The organism is Flammeovirga sp. MY04 (genome assembly GCF_001682195.2).
Taxonomy (GTDB): domain Bacteria; phylum Bacteroidota; class Bacteroidia; order Cytophagales; family Flammeovirgaceae; genus Flammeovirga; species Flammeovirga yaeyamensis.
In genome coordinates this window covers 927,777-944,976 of sequence record NZ_CP003560.2, presented here as the reverse complement: position 1 = coordinate 944,976, position 17,200 = coordinate 927,777, and the positions used below count along the sequence as shown (strand labels likewise).

17 protein-coding genes are annotated in these 17,200 nt (G+C 34.6%); 13 read left to right on the top strand and 4 right to left on the bottom strand.

Annotated features, from left to right (window positions below):
* Positions 1 to 100 precede the first annotated feature (100 nt).
* The 4 genes from MY04_RS03715 (at position 101) to MY04_RS03700 (ending at position 4,220) form a co-directional block, all read left to right on the top strand.
* Positions 101 to 844, top strand: coding sequence for a CPBP family intramembrane glutamic endopeptidase (locus tag MY04_RS03715; protein ID WP_066206507.1), 744 nt, complete (start codon positions 101 to 103; stop codon positions 842 to 844).
* A 49-nt stretch (positions 845 to 893) separates the two neighbouring features.
* Positions 894 to 1,394, top strand: a complete 501-nt coding sequence (locus tag MY04_RS03710; RefSeq protein ID WP_066206504.1) for an OmpH family outer membrane protein — start codon at positions 894 to 896, stop codon at positions 1,392 to 1,394.
* Between the two features lies 1 nt (position 1,395).
* A complete protein-coding gene (locus MY04_RS03705) occupies positions 1,396 to 2,694 on the top strand; it encodes a gliding motility protein GldB-related protein (RefSeq protein ID WP_066206501.1) in 1,299 nt (432 codons plus the stop codon).
* An 86-nt stretch (positions 2,695 to 2,780) separates the two neighbouring features.
* Complete coding sequence (locus tag MY04_RS03700) at positions 2,781 to 4,220, top strand: S41 family peptidase (protein ID WP_066206499.1); 1,440 nt, start codon at positions 2,781 to 2,783, stop codon at positions 4,218 to 4,220.
* A 55-nt stretch (positions 4,221 to 4,275) separates the two neighbouring features.
* Here MY04_RS03700 and MY04_RS03695 read toward each other — a convergent pair whose 3' ends face one another.
* Positions 4,276 to 5,913, bottom strand: a complete 1,638-nt coding sequence (locus tag MY04_RS03695) for a sulfatase-like hydrolase/transferase (RefSeq protein ID WP_066206496.1) — start codon at positions 5,911 to 5,913, stop codon at positions 4,276 to 4,278.
* A 340-nt stretch (positions 5,914 to 6,253) separates the two neighbouring features.
* On the opposite strand from MY04_RS03695, the gene MY04_RS03690 reads away from it, so the two are divergent.
* From MY04_RS03690 to MY04_RS03675, 4 genes are all read left to right on the top strand, one after another.
* Positions 6,254 to 6,949 (top strand): YARHG domain-containing protein, encoded by a 696-nt coding sequence (locus MY04_RS03690; RefSeq protein WP_084005754.1) that lies wholly within the window; start codon positions 6,254 to 6,256, stop codon positions 6,947 to 6,949.
* Between the two features lie 13 nt (positions 6,950 to 6,962).
* Positions 6,963 to 7,343: a VOC family protein gene (locus tag MY04_RS03685; RefSeq protein WP_066213013.1), complete on the top strand. Its 381-nt coding sequence runs from the start codon at positions 6,963 to 6,965 to the stop codon at positions 7,341 to 7,343.
* 115 nt (positions 7,344 to 7,458) lie between these two features.
* Positions 7,459 to 7,863, top strand: coding sequence for a MerC domain-containing protein (locus MY04_RS03680; RefSeq protein WP_066206492.1), 405 nt, complete (start codon positions 7,459 to 7,461; stop codon positions 7,861 to 7,863).
* A 122-nt stretch (positions 7,864 to 7,985) separates the two neighbouring features.
* Complete coding sequence (locus MY04_RS03675) at positions 7,986 to 8,345, top strand: winged helix-turn-helix transcriptional regulator (protein WP_066206490.1); 360 nt, start codon at positions 7,986 to 7,988, stop codon at positions 8,343 to 8,345.
* Here MY04_RS03675 and MY04_RS03670 read toward each other — a convergent pair.
* A complete protein-coding gene (locus MY04_RS03670; RefSeq protein WP_066206488.1) occupies positions 8,321 to 8,839 on the bottom strand; it encodes a lactoylglutathione lyase family protein in 519 nt (172 codons plus the stop codon). The two genes, MY04_RS03675 and MY04_RS03670, sit on opposite strands and share 25 nt — an antisense overlap.
* A 285-nt stretch (positions 8,840 to 9,124) precedes the next feature.
* On the opposite strand from MY04_RS03670, the gene MY04_RS03665 reads away from it, so the two are divergent.
* From MY04_RS03665 to MY04_RS28065, 4 genes are read left to right on the top strand one after another with little or no spacing between them, the layout of a single operon-like run.
* Positions 9,125 to 9,472 carry a DUF1801 domain-containing protein gene (locus MY04_RS03665; RefSeq protein WP_066206485.1) on the top strand — a complete coding sequence of 116 codons (348 nt, stop codon included), beginning with the start codon at positions 9,125 to 9,127 and terminating at the stop codon, positions 9,470 to 9,472.
* 50 nt (positions 9,473 to 9,522) lie between these two features.
* Entirely contained in the window at positions 9,523 to 10,167 is a 645-nt protein-coding gene (locus MY04_RS03660) for an MBL fold metallo-hydrolase (RefSeq protein WP_066206480.1), read from the top strand.
* A gap of 58 nt (positions 10,168 to 10,225) precedes the next feature.
* Positions 10,226 to 10,444, top strand: coding sequence for a hypothetical protein (locus MY04_RS28070; RefSeq protein ID WP_205960493.1), 219 nt, complete (start codon positions 10,226 to 10,228; stop codon positions 10,442 to 10,444).
* 9 nt (positions 10,445 to 10,453) lie between these two features.
* Positions 10,454 to 10,708: a hypothetical protein gene (locus MY04_RS28065; RefSeq protein ID WP_205960492.1), complete on the top strand. Its 255-nt coding sequence runs from the start codon at positions 10,454 to 10,456 to the stop codon at positions 10,706 to 10,708.
* 75 nt (positions 10,709 to 10,783) lie between these two features.
* Here MY04_RS28065 and MY04_RS03650 read toward each other — a convergent pair whose 3' ends face one another.
* Together MY04_RS03650 and MY04_RS03645 are read right to left on the bottom strand one after the other, a co-directional pair.
* Positions 10,784 to 11,242, bottom strand: coding sequence for a T9SS type A sorting domain-containing protein (locus MY04_RS03650; protein WP_084005753.1), 459 nt, complete (start codon positions 11,240 to 11,242; stop codon positions 10,784 to 10,786).
* Positions 11,243 to 11,251: 9 nt separating this feature from the next.
* Positions 11,252 to 15,679: a di-heme oxidoredictase family protein gene (locus tag MY04_RS03645; RefSeq protein WP_158297544.1), complete on the bottom strand. Its 4,428-nt coding sequence runs from the start codon at positions 15,677 to 15,679 to the stop codon at positions 11,252 to 11,254.
* Positions 15,680 to 16,243: 564 nt separating this feature from the next.
* On the opposite strand from MY04_RS03645, the gene MY04_RS03640 reads away from it, so the two are divergent.
* Positions 16,244 to 17,188, top strand: a complete 945-nt coding sequence (locus MY04_RS03640; protein WP_066206473.1) for an NAD(P)H-dependent flavin oxidoreductase — start codon at positions 16,244 to 16,246, stop codon at positions 17,186 to 17,188.
* Positions 17,189 to 17,200: the final 12 nt, after the last annotated feature.

Genomic DNA, 17,200 nt, shown 5'->3' with positions numbered 1-17,200 from the left:
TCAAAATAATAAGTGTAAAGAGTCAAGAAAATTTTTCTTGGCTCTTTTTTTATGAGGTGATAAATCATAGATTATGATATAAATAAGAAACACTTCAATCATGATCTTCAATTTAAAAATAACTAGACCTAACGAGCCTTTCCCTGACAAGATTAAATATCAATTAAAAGATATTATCGCTTTTCTGTCCATCCCTTTGATGTTCATTAATGGGTATGTATTACTTACTTATTTTGATCTTCCAAAAGAGACAGTGGCTGTTACTGATGCCCTATTAAGAGGTTTTCTTTTCTTTATTCTCATTTACTTATATAAAGATGTGCTTCAAACTCATTGGAAATACTTTAATCAATCTAAAAGGAATTCATGGCTTTTAGTCATATTAGGAGGTATTCTACTTCAGATCATTATTTCAATCACTAAAAAATTTTTACCAGAAGTTGATGCTGTTGCTAGTCAGGGTACTCCCCTTTTTCAAAATCAAAATGGACTGCCCGAAATAAGTTTTTCATTATTTCTGATCACCTTAGGTCCTATATTTACTTCACTTATAGAAGACATCACTTTTAGATACCTCTTATTACATAAGCTATTTCTTGATAATAAAATTTGGAGAGTAGTTCTAGTAATTTTCAATGCAGTGATCTTTGGATTAATACATTACAATAATTTCGGAGGACATATTATTTCTACGGTGAGCTTTATGACTGCTGGATTGTTTCTAAACCTTCTCTATTTATATACTAGAAATATTTGGCATGTCTTCTTGATTCATTGTTTGAATAATTTTATCCTTTCAGTTTTGGGTTTATTTATTGTTTGGGAGATGCAATTATTACAATAATTTAAATCTTCGATTTATGATAGATAAAAATTAATTCGCAAATTACTGAATGAACTATCATCATCAACTCTATTTCAGTATTCTATTTTTCTTTGTCTTAAACTCTTCTTATGGACAAGAAAAATATGGCTATTTCTATCTTGATTCCGTAAAAATAGAACTTCCTCAATATGTTAAAGAGGAACATGAAAAAGTTTTTTTAACTGATAGTTTAACGAAAATTCTCCAACATAAATCTCAAGAATTTGCATTAAGTTATACGGTAATTGAAGAACACAGAGAATGGACAACAGAAGAAATTGATAGTTTAAGTAGAAGTTTAGAAAATCAACAAAAATCTCTTCAGACTTTTCAGTTAGAAGCAATGGGTATTATTAGTGACAGAGAGAAAAACTTTGACAAAGAAATCAAAAATATTATAGCTCAAAAAGCAATTTCATTTTGTGAAGCTAAAGGCATTACCTATATTTTCCCTAAACAAACTTTGATCTATCAATCAAAAGAAAATGATTATACCTCAGAGTTTATAAAATATTTAAAGACAGAATAATATGAAAACTACCACCCTACTTTCTCTTCTCTTAATATTATTCTTCAGTTGTCAAAAACAAGACAAACCTACACAAACTTGTGAGCTCATTGATATTGGAAAAATAGGCACTACATGTGATTCGCTTAGGGCAATAGGTCAACACAATAAAGCCGCTCAAGTCTATTATCAAGCAGGTGAAATAAATCAATCCTCAGAATTATTTGTTTATTCTGCTTGGCAATATGGTGAAGGAAATGCAGTTGACTCTGCATTATTGTCAGTAAAAAGATCGATTGATTTTGGCATGAATGACCCCATTATTCTGAATAAATTGGGAATTGAAAAAGGCGGAAATGATGTAAAGTTAAGATTAGAAGTCGATTCTTTGCTTGATATCATTCATCAAAGAAACCAGCATATAGAGAATTTTGAAATTGTTACTGCCCCTACCGATCGATTTTGGAAATATTTTGAACAATCACTTCATGATAAAGATAACACAGATCTGTATTTATCAAATTATATCTGTGAAGGTTCTCTTGCTTTAAAAGATTACTATCATATTCGGTACGAAAATGTAGAAAAAATGAAAAGGGTGATGGTTGAGAAAAACCCTGCCTACTATCAATATTTAAGACGACATGTTTCCAACGACCGATTGGAAGGTGTAGCGAATAATGCCAAAGCAATGATGGTAAGATTTTCTGATTTGTACCCTCAAGCAGTATTTCCTAAAACGTATATCGTTCCCGATTTAATCAACGGGTCTGGAACTTTAACCGAATTAGGACTTTTTATTGGGGTGACTATGTTTGCAAAATCAGATAGTATGCCTTTGGAAAATCTTAATGATTGGCAGAAGAACTCCATCACAGAATTTGAGAATATGAAATACGATTTAGTGCATGAACTAATGCACTTTCAACAGTCATATTCTGATCATGAAAATGCAGATAAAGTATTAGGGAAAATTATAGAAGAAGGTGTTTGTGATTTCTTGGTATCTATTCTTACAGAAGACCAACAACCTAGTCCTGGAGTTCAAAATAATTTGGATTACTTGAAAGATCCAAAAAACTTCAATTTTGTGATGAAAGAATTGAAGCAAGATACTTACAGTACCGATTTATCAAAATGGATGCATAATGGTGGAGCAATTAAAGACCGACCAAGCAACCTTGGGTATACAATGGGGTACCTCGTTTGTAAATCATATTACGATAAAAGTGAGGATAAAAAAGTAGCAATTTATGAACTACTGAATACGGACAACTTCAAGAAGATTATAGAAAAAAGTGATTATAGAGAAATATTGTAGAATGATCCATTCATTATTCTTTTGGGAATGAAAAGATATTTTCTGTAACATTGTACAATTCTATTTTTCAAATTTCTACAAAACCAATGAAAAAGCTACTAACACTATTCTTCTCTCTCAGTTTTACTTTCTCCTATGCGCAACACAAAATCAAGGGAGAAAAGCTTCTAGAAGATTTTGATACCTTAGTCAGTGAACTTAGACTTCAACATCAAGGACTTTACAATTATATAGACAAAAATGATACGGATTCTATTTTAGATAGCATCAGAAATACGCTAAAAAATGGAAAAACCTATCTAGAATTCTATGAGGATACTCGCCTTGTGATTGGTTTAACCAATGAAGGACATACTTCCATCGACCTTCCAAAAAAACAAATGATCAAATTCGGTTTATCCAAATCATTCTTACCACTGAAGGTGAAATTTTGTGATAATCATTTAATTGTTGTTCAAAATTATGGGAAAGAGATGCAAGACCTAAAACAAGGTACTGAGATTCTTTCTGTTAACGGTCGTTCGATTGATGAAATTTGTAATAAAATTTACCCACTTATTCCTTCTGATGGCTTTAATGTCACATCAAAAAATGAGTGGGTTGGTGGAATTATCTTTTCTCTTTTAAATCGTTTGGCTTATGGAAAAGAAAAAGAACTTGTATTAGAAGTAAAAGAATTGGATAGTTCTATCATCAAAAAAATTGATCTAAAACCGGTTCGTTTATCTAGATTCAAGACCAAAAATGCGTTATATCCTAAGATTGATTTAGACTATAAACATTTCGTTTTTGAACAGATCAATGATTCGATTGCTTATATGAGTATCCCTACTTTAGGAACAGATAGCATCGATTACGCACAGACCTATCAATCTTACTTTTCTAAAGTGGATTCCTTAAACATTAAACATCTAATTATTGATGTTCAAGAAAATGGTGGAGGAACGGAAGGAAAGGAGAATCTTTTATTTAGCTACTTATATCATGATGTTTTCCAAAAGTATAAGCGAATTACAATGCTTCCCAAACCTTATGAAATAAATAAGGAGGATGAAGACTATATTGAAGATAAGTGGGCATTAAAAGGTGATAAAGCATATCGGGGTGACTATACTTTAATGAGCGACTATTATTCTAATCTAGGTTTTAAACATCCAAAAGAGCATTTGATCTATGATGGAAAAGTTTACGTTCTAATTAGTGGTAAAACATTCTCAGGTGGAACTGAGTTTTCTAGCTTAGTAAAAATGACAAATAGAGGTCTTTTTATTGGTGAAGAAACGGGCGGAACCTACGAAGGTAATGTTAGTGGATATGCCGAATATGTTACACTACCTAACACAAAAATTGAGGTAAATATTCCAACAGTACATTTTCAGATGAAGGTAAACCCTAAAGAAAGAGGTCGAGGTGTACTACCTGATTATCGTGTTCCTGAAAAACCTCAGGATTATTTAAATGGGGTGAATACTAAAAAAGAGTTTGCTATTCAACTTATTCTAAATTCGAAAGCACCTGAATTATAAGACATCAAAAAAGCCCTTAATCATGTTAATTAAGTGCTTTTTTGATGATTTCAAATTAAGATTTACTTTTCTTTTTCTTTGCCGCTTTTTTTGCTTTCTGTGCTCTTACCACTGGATCCGGTTCAAAGAATTGAGGATAACCACCATTAGTATAATCACCATCACATTCTTTTAGAAGGATTGATTTTAAGGAGGCTACTTTCTCAGGATGTTGATCATTCAATACCTTTTCCTCACGGTAATCTTCTTTGATATTGTACAATTGGAAAACATCATCTTTGAGCTGATAACGTAGCTTCCATCCTTCTTTTGTCACGATTGCTGGACCTAATTTGGAGGCAAAAACTGTATACTCTTTTTCCTGACCTTTTCCTTTCAGAAGTGTTTTAGAATAAGAGAAACTATCCTTCCCTTCTACCTGATCTACTCCAATTAGATCAGCCATAGTATTCATGATATCATAATTATTCACTAACTGATTAGAAGTCTGTCCGGCTTTAATCTTGCCTTTCCAGTACCAAATTAAAGGTACTCTTACACCACCTTCCCAGTTATCACGTTTCAAACCAGCCATTCCGTCGTTACCGTCGAATACATCGTTGGCTTGGTCGCTGTAGAATTTTGTAGTGATATTATCAAAAGCTTTTCCTTCTTTCGTTTTTCTTCTGAAAGTTCTTCCATCTTCTTCATAATGTACCTCATGTCCATTGTCACTTGATAAGATGATGATCGTATTATCTAAAATCCCTAATTCCTCACATTTTGCATAAATCTGCCCTACCGTGTTATCAAAGATTTTGATCATTGTGGCGTATTCTTTTTCCAACGAAGTTAGCCCTTCAACATTCTTCAATTCTTCATCGATTTCTGGTACTTGAACAGGTCCATGAGGCAATTGTGTAGGGTAATATAAGAAGAAAGGTTGATCCGTTTTGTTTGGATTATTCTCATCCATGTACTCCAACATTTTGTCCAATACCAAGTACTCAGAATATTGTTTCTTACCCGTAAAGTCCCAACGAATTTTAAAGTTTTCTGGAGATTCTTTTTTAGGAGTAACGGCACAGTCGGCATGTGTATTTCCTTCAATTTCTATCATCTCTCCATTCTCAAACAAGAAAGGAGGATAGAAACCATGGCAACGTCTGTGGTCATAGAAACCATAATGATAATCCCATCCGTGGTTTTCCATTCTTTCAGGAGTGGTTGCAAATCCCCATTCTAACTTACCAAATTGAGCTGTTTTATAGCCTGCATTTTTAGCGACTGTAGCCAAATACACTTCGTTTTCTCTTGGAGGAGCAAACTCATGAATTTGTTCCTGAATTTTATTTATATCTACGTCTTTCGCATCTCTCAACCAAATACCCGGACGTGTTAATGTATAGTATTCATTTTGTGTGTGACAATCGTGCATACCCGTAATTAAACTTGCTCGAGCAGGTGCACAAAAGTTACTCCCATAAGCATGATTAAATTTCATGCCTCCATCTACCAACTTATCAATGTTAGGTGTTGTAAAATGCTTTTGTCCCCAAGAACTTAACATCCCTCTACCCATATCATCTGCATAAATTAGAATGACATTAGGTTGTTTTTTCTTTTTCGATGCTGTCTTATCATCATCAATTTTATTGTTCGAGCAGAACAAAATTAACGAAGAAGCTAAAGCGATGAAGTTTAGTAATTTCATTATTCTATGATTAACTCATTTCAATATAATTCCAAAAATTGGGTGATTTCATTTCTAGCCCAACAATATTTCCTTACAAGATTAATTTTTTGATATGACTTTAGTGTGACCAGAAGTTTTTTGATTGTATTCAAGGATATAAAAAACTGATTAAAAGCTTCTTGTAAATCATTTTGGGACAAAAACTATTTGATGATATCACGAAAAGATAAAATTAATTTAGATAATACTCTGAGAAAAGTTGTAGTGAAAATGGTTTCTTTTATGGCATAAAAAACTCCATAGACTAAAAATCTATTTAGTTTTTGCATAAATTAGATCTTCTAGCAAACAAATTATTATGAAAACACTATTACTCCTACCCTTATTATTTATTTCTAGCATCCTTTTGAGCCAAACAATGGGAATGGAAGAAATAGAACATCAAGATATTTCTATTTGGGAAACTACCTCTGTAAAAGACTATGGTAACGTTTATCACTTTGGTGATTCTGAGTGGGAATATAGTCTTGTCATCATCGTATTGAATCCAAGTAATATTATTGCATATAAAGTACAAGGACATTTTAACGATAATGCAACAGCTTGGATTCATGATTATGAGCATTTAAATGATGTGAAAATTGAAGGCAGTAAATTTTATTCCAAAGAGTTTAATGGAGAATTCGCCACTTATAAAGGAAAAACCAAAGGATTGAAGATGTTTGATGAAAACGAATCATTTACATCTAAAGAATATGAATTTGGATATTTATCCTACACTCTAGAACAGTTCTTCCAAGGTAAATTTTCAACAGCTTCTTATGTTGAACTAGATAAATCAACCCTTCAGCAATTTGATAAGTCTGACTTACAAATTATGAGAAACGAAATCTTTGCGAGATATGGATATATATTCAAAAAAGGAGGTAAAATGGAAAGCTATTTTACAACTCAAGAATGGTATTCAGCTGAACATAAAAACGTCAATTCCTTTTTAACTACATTAGAAAAACGTAATATTAAATTGATTCAAGAGGTTGAATCCACTAAATAAAACAAACACTACTATGAATCTCAACCAAATTACGGTACCCTCATTAGACCTCACTAAATCTATCACTTTTTATCAAACTCTAGGGTTAAAACTTATTGTAAAAGCATTACCGCATTATGCACGTTTCGTTTGTCCCGATGGCAACTCCACTTTCTCTCTTCATCAGGTAGAACAATTACCAAAAGGGGACGGCATTTCTGTATATTTTGAATGTGATGATTTGGACGATCAAGTACATCAATTAAAACAACAAGGATTACTATTCGAACAAGAACCTGTAGACCAAACATGGTTATGGAGAGAGGCACGTCTAAAAGATCCTGATGGAAATCAGATTATACTATTTTTTGCAGGCGAGAATCGTTTGAATCCACCTTGGAGACTCAAAGAATAAAATATTTGGATTGGACTTTAATAAAATTACCTAAATATTAAGTCTATTATCACTATTTAGTATTGTATTTTTTTGATCTTTGCCTATTTTTGCAATAAAGTCGCAAAATACATTTATGGATATATTTAAAGATAAATCAGATCAATTTGGTGCAGTCGCTAGTTTTGTATGTTTGGTACATTGTATCGCTACCCCTTTATTATTCGTAGCAGGTTCTTGTGCTACTAGTTGCAGTGCACATAACTTGCCCATTTGGTGGAAAATAATTGATCCAATTTTTCTATTTATAGCATTTGTAGCCATATTTCAATCCACAAAAAATACGTCGAGTACTTGGATGAAACCTACAATGTGGTTCACTTGGTCATTTTTAGCTTTCATTATTATCAATGAAAAATTAGGAATGATTGAGTTATTTGAAGAAATCATTTACATACCTGCTATTATTTTGATTGTTCTTCATATCTATAATAGAAAATATTGTCGTTGTAAAGCAACTAAGTGTTGTTCAGCCTCATAACAATACTTTGATGATAAAGTAAAAAGCTCATCACTTTCTAGTTGAAGTGATGAGCTTTTTTTTGAAGTTAGGTCACTTCAATTCATTTATATTAATTAGATTTATAAAAAAGATCATTTCTAATGGCATCAGAAAAAATAATCTATCAAGATAAAGAGTTTAATTGTTCACTAGCCTTTACTCTACAATTAATCGGTGATAAATATAAAAGTCTTATATTATTTCACTTAAAAGAGGGTCCTCAACGTTCTGGTGAATTACAAAAAAGTATAACAGATATTTCTAATCGAATGTTTACATACTCAATAAGAGCTTTAGAAAAGGATTTATTGGTTAAAAGAAAAGTATATCCTGTTACTCCTCCTAGAGTAGAATATGAACTTACTGATGCTGGGAAGTCACTTATCCCCATCATTCTAAAATTAGATCAATGGGGACAAGAATTTGCTAGAAACCATTATTTATATGCTCCTGCTGAATAATGTAATTCATATGAATGAGAATATATTTCGAAGACAGTTCCAAATGGATCTTCTACATAACACATTCTATATGGTTTTTCTCCAGGATAGTATTCTCTAATAGGCATTCTTTGTTTTCCTCCTGCATCAACAATTTTCTGAACTAAACCCTCAACATCAGGGTCTTGAACAGAAAAATGAAACAAACCTGTTCTAAAAGGCTCGAAGTTAGGTTTAAGGTCCTTACTTTCTTTAAATTCAAAAAGCTCAAAACCAATCTTATCGCCACTCGAGAGATGTGCAATTCTAAAAGTACCCCACCCTTCTCCAAATACATCAATACACATTTGGCCTATTGCTGTTTCATTTTCTTCAGTTACCAAGGTAGGTTCCATAATTACATAAAAACCTAAAACCTCTGTATAAAACTTTACTGCTTCTTCAATATCTGGCACTGTAATACCAATATGAGAAAATGTTTTCGGGTAGATATTTAATGCTTCGTTATTATTCATAATATATTTAAAATAGTGATGGATTAATTTATTATCTATCTGTTAAAACGCTTTCAAAAAAAATATGATTGTGTTCTAACATGAAACAAAATAAATATACAAAACTATGTAATACAAGTAGTTACACAAAATGCATATAGTTACATAAATGTGTAAAATCATGTTTATCAAAGAGAAAAATGGAAAAACTTTTTTTGAAATTTATTCAATTACTTCATTATACGTTTCTCTAAAAGTCTATAATTATCATTAATTTGTTTATCAATAATTTTTCATTTGATAATCATGAATGACAAAGACACGTTTTATCTCAATCAACCAGAACCCAATAGTAGCTGTTTTTTAGCTCTCCGATCTTTATTAATTGATGTTCACCCAGAAATAGAAGAAACAATAAAATATGGAATGCCTTGCTTTAGTTTCAGAAAAAAACCGTTGTGTTATTTATGGAAAGATAAGAAAACGGAAGAACCTTATTTATTATGGGTTGATGGACTTCTATTAGATCATTATCGATTGGAAACAGGCAGTAGAAAAAAGATGAAAATTCTTCGAGTGAATCCTAATAAGGATCTTGAAATTGAATTAATACAAAGCATTTTAAAAACTGCTATAGAATTACGTATTAATTGATTTGAATCAAGGCATATTTATCTCTACAAATTTACCTTTGAAATAAAAAGATGAAATTATATCCTATAAGAAAACTGGTTGTTTCCGGAGAGTTTATCACTAATTGTTATGTATTGGATAGAGAAGGAAAATGTTTCATTATCGATCCAGGCTATGAAAAAGAACGTATTCAAGAATATATCAAAAAAGAAGGTTTAGTAGTTGTTGGCATCCTACTTACTCATGCACATATCGACCATATGGAAGCATTGGATTGCTTTGATGTACCTATCTACATTCACGAAATAGAATACAAAGTTTTAATGGATGATGATTTAAATGGCTTTGGCTATTTTCAAAAAGACAAAGGGTACGATTTATCGAAAATGGAAATCATAAAAATTAATGAGGAAACAAAAATTCCTTTAGGTGATGAAGAAATATCTGTGATCCATTGTCCTGGTCATACTATTGGTGGTGTCACTTTTAAAATTGGTCATGATTTATATACGGGTGATACTTTATTTGAAGGTTCTGTCGGCAAATGGGATCGTCCAACTGCAAATCTTCAAGACTTGAAAAAATCAGTCATTAAACTTATTGATGAGCAACCTGATCATATGCTCATACATCCTGGACATGGAAGAAGTAGTTCTATTGGTTTGGAGAAACAGATCAATCCGTTTTATCATCAATGGAAAAGGGAGTCTGAGTAGTACTCCCACCTAAACCTTTTGTAATGTGTCTATTATCATGATAACAAAACAAAATACTATGAAAAGGCACTTTCTACTCATTGCTATTAGTCTCTTTAATTTAACGGGAAAAAGTCAATCAATAAATTCCTTCAAAACCATCGAAGGCACATTAGACGAATTATTAGATCAAATCTCATTAGAAAAAGGAGAAAAAATGGATACAGCCGCTATCAGAAATTTATTTCTCCCAACGGCTCATTTTTCTATCAGAATGTTAGAGAATGATACTGCTTAAATTGAAACTGTGACGTTAAATGATTTTTTAGAATTAGTTACCGACCCTTATTACGAAGAAGGTTACTCCGAGAAACGAATTTCTAGAGTGATTGATCAATATAAGGGCATCGCCCAAGTATTTGAAAGCTTTAAGGCAAAAGATTCTGAAGGAGAAAACGGAAGAGGCATCACTAGTTATCAAATGCTTGAGTTAGATGATCGATGGTGGATTGCAAATATTGTTTGGACTAACGAAGATGAGAAACATCCTATACCAAAGTAGTATTTGAAGTAAATAAAAAAAGCTGAGCGTCAAACGACACTCAGCTTATTCAAAGAATGGATTTATCTAAGAATATTAATAATCCACAACTAAACGTTTAGAAATTACATTGCCATTTACATCGGTATAAGTCATGATATAAATACCTGATGATAATTTCACATCCTCTCCTAGTTTAAATCGATTAGTATCTGAAATCTTCAGTTCCTGAATCAAAGCACCTACCTGAGAATACAGTTTTACAGATCCATTTAATGGAGAAGTAGCTTCAATTGTAAATTTCCCTTCAAAACTTGGGTTTGGAAAAGCATTTATAGACAATTCTTCCAAGTCATTTTTTAAATCAAGATTAGATGTTCTTGCCGATGAACCACAAGCAGCATCCGCTGCCGCTTGGGTCTCGTAACATTGGTCACAACTTTGTACGGGTAGACAAGGTGGACATTTTACAGTGATAGATGCTACCTCTTGTGCCATCACCGAAGTGAAAGAGATAAATAACATCGTTAGAGATATATAAAATATTTTTTTCATTGTTCTATACTAAAGTGATTCAACAAATTTGATAACAGCCTCTTGTTCTTCTAAAGTCAACGCCTCGTAAGCAGCTCTAGATCCTGCAGCTTCTCCACCATGTTTCATAATGGCTTCTCCTACTGTAGAGGCTGAGGCATTGTGCATAAACAATAAAGCTTTGCCATTTCTTTCAAGTACCTGCATGTTGTAATACAAGCCCCAAAGTGGTGGTGTTCTATAACTGCCACCTGTGCCAATATTATGAAGTTTCATATCGGTGTATGGTCTTATCACAATATCTTTAAACATTTCAGGAGCATCAGATCTTGTCTTTTGCGTTTCTGTATGACAGCTTACACACCCTGCCTCAATAAATTTCACATGACCTACAACTACTTGAGGATCATCATATACTCCTTTTGATCTTGTTGGTACCGTTAAGAACTTTGTGTAGGCTACCAATTGATCAAAATCTTCTTGAGAAATCTGATTTGGATCTGTGGCATCCACTCCATGATCATTTAACAATGCAGCTACTGTTTGAGATTCCACCGTTGCTTGTGATCCATCCCAAGTTAAACCTGCTTCCGCTCCAGCAATCCATTGTAATAAACCTACACCATAAACTGGTGGTGGCAGTAATTGACCTTTTGGTGTATTGACTAATTCAGAACCTCTACCGTCTCTAAAGTGACAAGATCCACAAGAAGTTGATCCAATATTAATCTCTCCAAGAACTCTGTTATCTTGCTGACCATCACCTTGGGTTCTATGTCTAACACCATGGAATAAGTGATGACCTTCCAAGAAATCATCTACATCATCATCGTCCTCAAGAGTAATCAAATGTTGAGTAAATACGGCGTCTTGTTCTTCTTTTGTAAACTGACCAGAACCTGATAAAATCATGTTACTTGATGCTCTACCTGCCATTGATAAACGAGGATCACCGAAGGTATTGAAACCTTGACCCACTACATAGTTTTGGAAGGTATTGTAATGCTGAGCACCAATACTCCAAGGTACGCCATCTACTAATGCTGTTACTGCTGTAATTTCATATGAAATGATGTTACCATAATTTACAGTTGTGATGTCTGACCATGGGTATAAATCACCTCCTTGATCATAAGTTGGACCACCCGGTGCAATGTAAGCTGCATAAGATGGCGTTGACGCTCCACCTTTGGCGAGGAATTCCATTCTACGAACAGGAATTCTATTACCACCTTCCCAAATCAGTTTATCCTTATTTGGTAGCGTTTTTTGATCTTCGTGTCGGATTTCGTTGTCTTTCGTCGAGTACAAGAATTGCTCGAATCTCACATTATCAGGAGCGTCATACACTACTGTTTCGTAACGGTCTAATGTTCTTAATAATGATCCATTATGTGATGCATCGAAGATGGCTTCTGTAATACCATCTTGAGGGTGAGGGTGTCTAAATCTCATCCAACTCGCTCCTTTTGATACAATTGCTGGTCGACTATCCGGATCGATTCTCTCACCTTTTGTCGTGAACAAGCCTGAGTAGACCCAAATATCAGCTGGATCATACGTATTCATATCCGTATTACGCTTGTATCTGAAGAAATAGTAGAAATCGCCAGCGTCCACACATTCCTGAGGAACATTGGCCTGCATATTATCTCCCAATTCGGCCGTATAGAAAGTTACTTGGTTACAAGAACAACTCATCTCGAAGGTACCTGAATTGGTTTGCATTTGATCGGCAACACCAGGTCCAATACTAACAGAAACTTGTGTTTTATCTTCGCTTAAATCAAATGACCAACCGTGTTCTCTTGCTGGCGAACCTACAGTTGGAGTTGGCAATGCAGGTGCTGGATATAATACCAATGGAATATCTCCACAAGGATCTTCTTCACATGGAGCACATGGACCACCACAGTCTACTCGGGTCTCCCCTTGGTTTCTAATACCGTCGTAACAAGTAGGAAGTGGTCCTCCTTCTAAAATAGCTACATTACCTAAATCAATCGGACAATCTCCACCATTACCCCAACGGACGAATACGTGGTAATTTCCAGGAGCAAGATCTGTGATAGTGATCCATTTTAAGTCATCGTTCTCGCTGTAAGGATAGGTTACACCTCCATCTAATGAGAATTCTAAAACATCACGTCCAGCTACATCATCGAATGACAAAGTTAAAATACCATCGTTTTCATTTTCGAATGATTCGTCTTGCTTTGTTACTGTAGCATTTGGATTTGGAGTTCCGTTACATACTACTTCACATGATATACAATCAGGTCCACCACAATCGACTCCAGTTTCTTGTCCATTTTGAATACCGTCATCACAAGTAGGGCATGCAGTACAACTTGACCCTCCACAATCGACACCTGTTTCGTCACCATTTTGGATACCATCGTTACAAGTTGGTACAAAATAACATTGAGTTACTTGAGCCACTTTCTCTTGTTCATTCGAACCTTGCACCTTGATGGTATAATCCACTCCTGCTTGCACTTGAACATATCGTTTATAATATCCATCTTCTTGAGCGTCTGGAGGGTAACATCCACCATTCATACATAAGTACAAGGCTGTTCCTAGATCTTCCGAATAGTATAAAACTCCTTGACCATCTACGATTGTTAATCCAAAGTCACCACAAGTGCCTTCTCCAGTTCCGCCAGACTGACAAGGGGTACAAGATCCACCGCAGTCAATACCTGTTTCATCTCCATTTTGGATACCATCACTACAAGTGTTTGTCACCACTTCTTTTACTAACCACCAAACATTACCTGCTGACTCTCCATTCGTATCTCCTTCGTTATCGCCTGCGTAATAATATAAAGGTTGGCCATCAAAAGTTAATTGTAATCGACCATCACAAGTTCCACTTAAACCAAACTCTCCTGTGACCCCATTGGGTAATGAAGAAGGTAAAATAAGGTTTACTTTAGCATCGGTAACAACATATGGCCAACTGTCTTCACAACCACCAGTACAGCTTCCAAATTCATTGGTATCATTATCCCAAGTATAAATTGCTAAAGCAGGTTGGTTTCCATACTTAGCCGTTAAACATTGACCGTGAGTTGGGGATGTTGCTACCGAAATCACTAAATCTTCTGGAGTAGGTTGAGGTGGCTCTGGACATGTTGGACACACGCCTCCACAATCAACATCTGCTTCGTTCCCGTCTTTAATGCCGTTTTCACAAGAACCCACCGTTACTGTACCTAAACTAGTTTCACAATCGCCATTAGACCAACGCATACTTGCTACATAACTACCTGCAGATTTATTATTTATCGTTAAACTACCTTCAGAAATAGCGACTTTATAGTCTGTATTATCAATATTGAAAATGACAGAATCGTAATCGTTTGCTACATTATTAAAAATAAAGGTAACCGATCCATCTAAAGCTCCATCTGAAGTTTCATTTATTGTGGTAACACCCGTAAATACTGCATTTGGATCATTTAATCCTGTACAAGGTTGAGGTGGAGCAGGTTCACCAAGGAAGTTTACTTTATCAATGTTTAATGCCGCATCTCCTGTCTGGAAAATAACTGAAAAGCTATCTCCTTCCTGGATATCCAATGCTTTTGATACCGTTTGATAGTTACCTACCCATGCACCCGTCGATGAAAACTGCATGTTGCCTTGGTCTATGCCATTTACAAAAATTGAAATCTCTCCACTTAGTTCAGAAGCATATACTAATTCTACAGTAGATGATGCCGGAGCACTGTTGATTGTAAACCCGGCTCCTTGTGCAGAAATATAAGCTACTCCATTTCCATTTGATGCCGCCCCATCTTCATAAATAGAAGCACTACCTACAATGATCGCTCCTTCTGCTTCCACCATATTCGAGTGAGTTGGCGGAGGTGTTGTCTGACAAGGTTGACAAGAAGATCCTCCACAGTCAACTCCTGTTTCATCACCGTTTTGAATACCATCGTCGCAAGTTGGAGGAGTCTGACATGGAGTACATGATCCCCCACAATCAATACCTGTTTCATCTCCATTTTGTATACCATCATTACAAGTAGGTGCTGATGGAGGAGTATCTCCTTTAGCTACTGCAACTACAGAATGAAGATCAGATATATACTGTCCTGTGGATGTCGCAATCTTAATTTGAATATCATAAGTATTCCCCACTGTAATACCCGATACTTGTCTTTCCCAACGGTTACCCACTTTGGCACCGCTTGTACAGTTACTACCCAAACAGATGTAATTCCATCCACCTGTCCAGCCTGCTTGATCGTTAAAATAAATCGTTGCTGTTCCGTTATCCACTTCAATACCGTATTCTTGAGCATAACTCATACTTGTATTAAAGAACATAAAGAACAATGCTGAGAACATTAATTGAAACGTTTTCTTAGAGCCATCTATAGTCAGCCGCTGGTAAAGCTCACTAAAGAAATTACCCTTTTTCATAGTAGATAATTCATTCATTTGTTTTTCCGTATAATGAAATAATTCCGACCGTTTTTCGGTTTTTCTGATAGCCAATTTATTTCTAACGGATAGATCTACCCAAGAATACACTACTACTTGATTACATTGAAAACTACTTTTTTATTTCATATTAGTGTTTGTTTTACGTTTATTACTATTCTCTAATTTATACCTCCTATATAGATATACTATTTCTTTTTGAAGTAGTGAAAATACTTCATTCAAAAACTCAATAATCGCTAAACAACAATAGAATATATTGATATTAGGCAGTAAAAAATCTCTTTAACAATGTAAATTCGATGATAACACCAAATGCTCTCTAGGAATGAATGCTCCTAACATGGGATATTTCAAATTCAATAATTCTGGAATAAATAAAAGATAAAATCATCCTTCTATATGAGTGATATTTATACGTCAAAATCAGAATAGTCATACTTCAAAGAAAATATTAATCACCACTATTCAATTTTTATATATTTGATAAGCTGACTTTCATCCTCAAAAAGATGTGGGAAAAATGTTTAATTTTCGCGTTATAACACAAATAACATAAGTATGGAAAACAACAGAATTTGTCAACTTTTTGATATTCAATATCCTATTATCTCAGGAGGTATGGTTTGGTGTAGCGGATGGAAGCTTGCATCTACAGTTAGTAATGCCGGAGGTTTAGGTTTAATTGGTGCAGGATCGATGCATCCTGAAACATTTTTGGAGCATGTTCAAAAATGTAAGCAGGCAACTGACAAACCTTATGGTGTAAATATTCCTCTCTTCTACCCTGAAGTAGATCGTTTAATGGAGATTATTGTCGATGAGAAAGTACCTATCGTTTTCACATCAGCAGGTAGCCCTAAGAAATATACGGGATTCTTAAAATCGCATGGTATTAAAGTGGTTCAAGTGATTTCTTCTTTAAAGTTTGCTTTAAAATCTCAAGATGCTGGAGTAGATGCAGTGGTAGCTGAAGGATTCGAAGCAGGTGGACATAATGGTAAAGAAGAGACGACCACCATGTGTTTGATTCCTCCTATTGCTGAGCAATTAGAAATACCTGTAATTGCGGCAGGTGGTATCGGTACAGGCAAAGGAATGTTGGCGGCTTTCGCTTTAGGTGCGGAAGGTGTGCAAGTAGGTTCTCGTTTTGCGATTACGAAAGAATCTTCGGCTCACGAAAACTTCAAAAACAAGGTCGTTGAAGTAGGTGAAGGAGAAACAATTCTAACATTAAAAGATTTGACGGCTGTTCGTTTGGTGAAAAATGAATTCTACCAAAGAGTAGCTGAGGCAGAAGCTAGAGGTGCCTCTAAAGATGAATTGGCTGAAATCTTAGGAAAACGTCGTTCGAAACGTGGTATTTTTGAAGGTGATCTAGCCGAAGGCGAAATTGAAATTGGTCAGATTTCTTCTCAGATCAACGATGTGCCAAGTGCTGCAGAAGTTGTTGAGGAAATGATGAAAGAATTTGAGCAACAGAAAGCAGTAATTGCTGGTCTGTAATCGAATTATCTT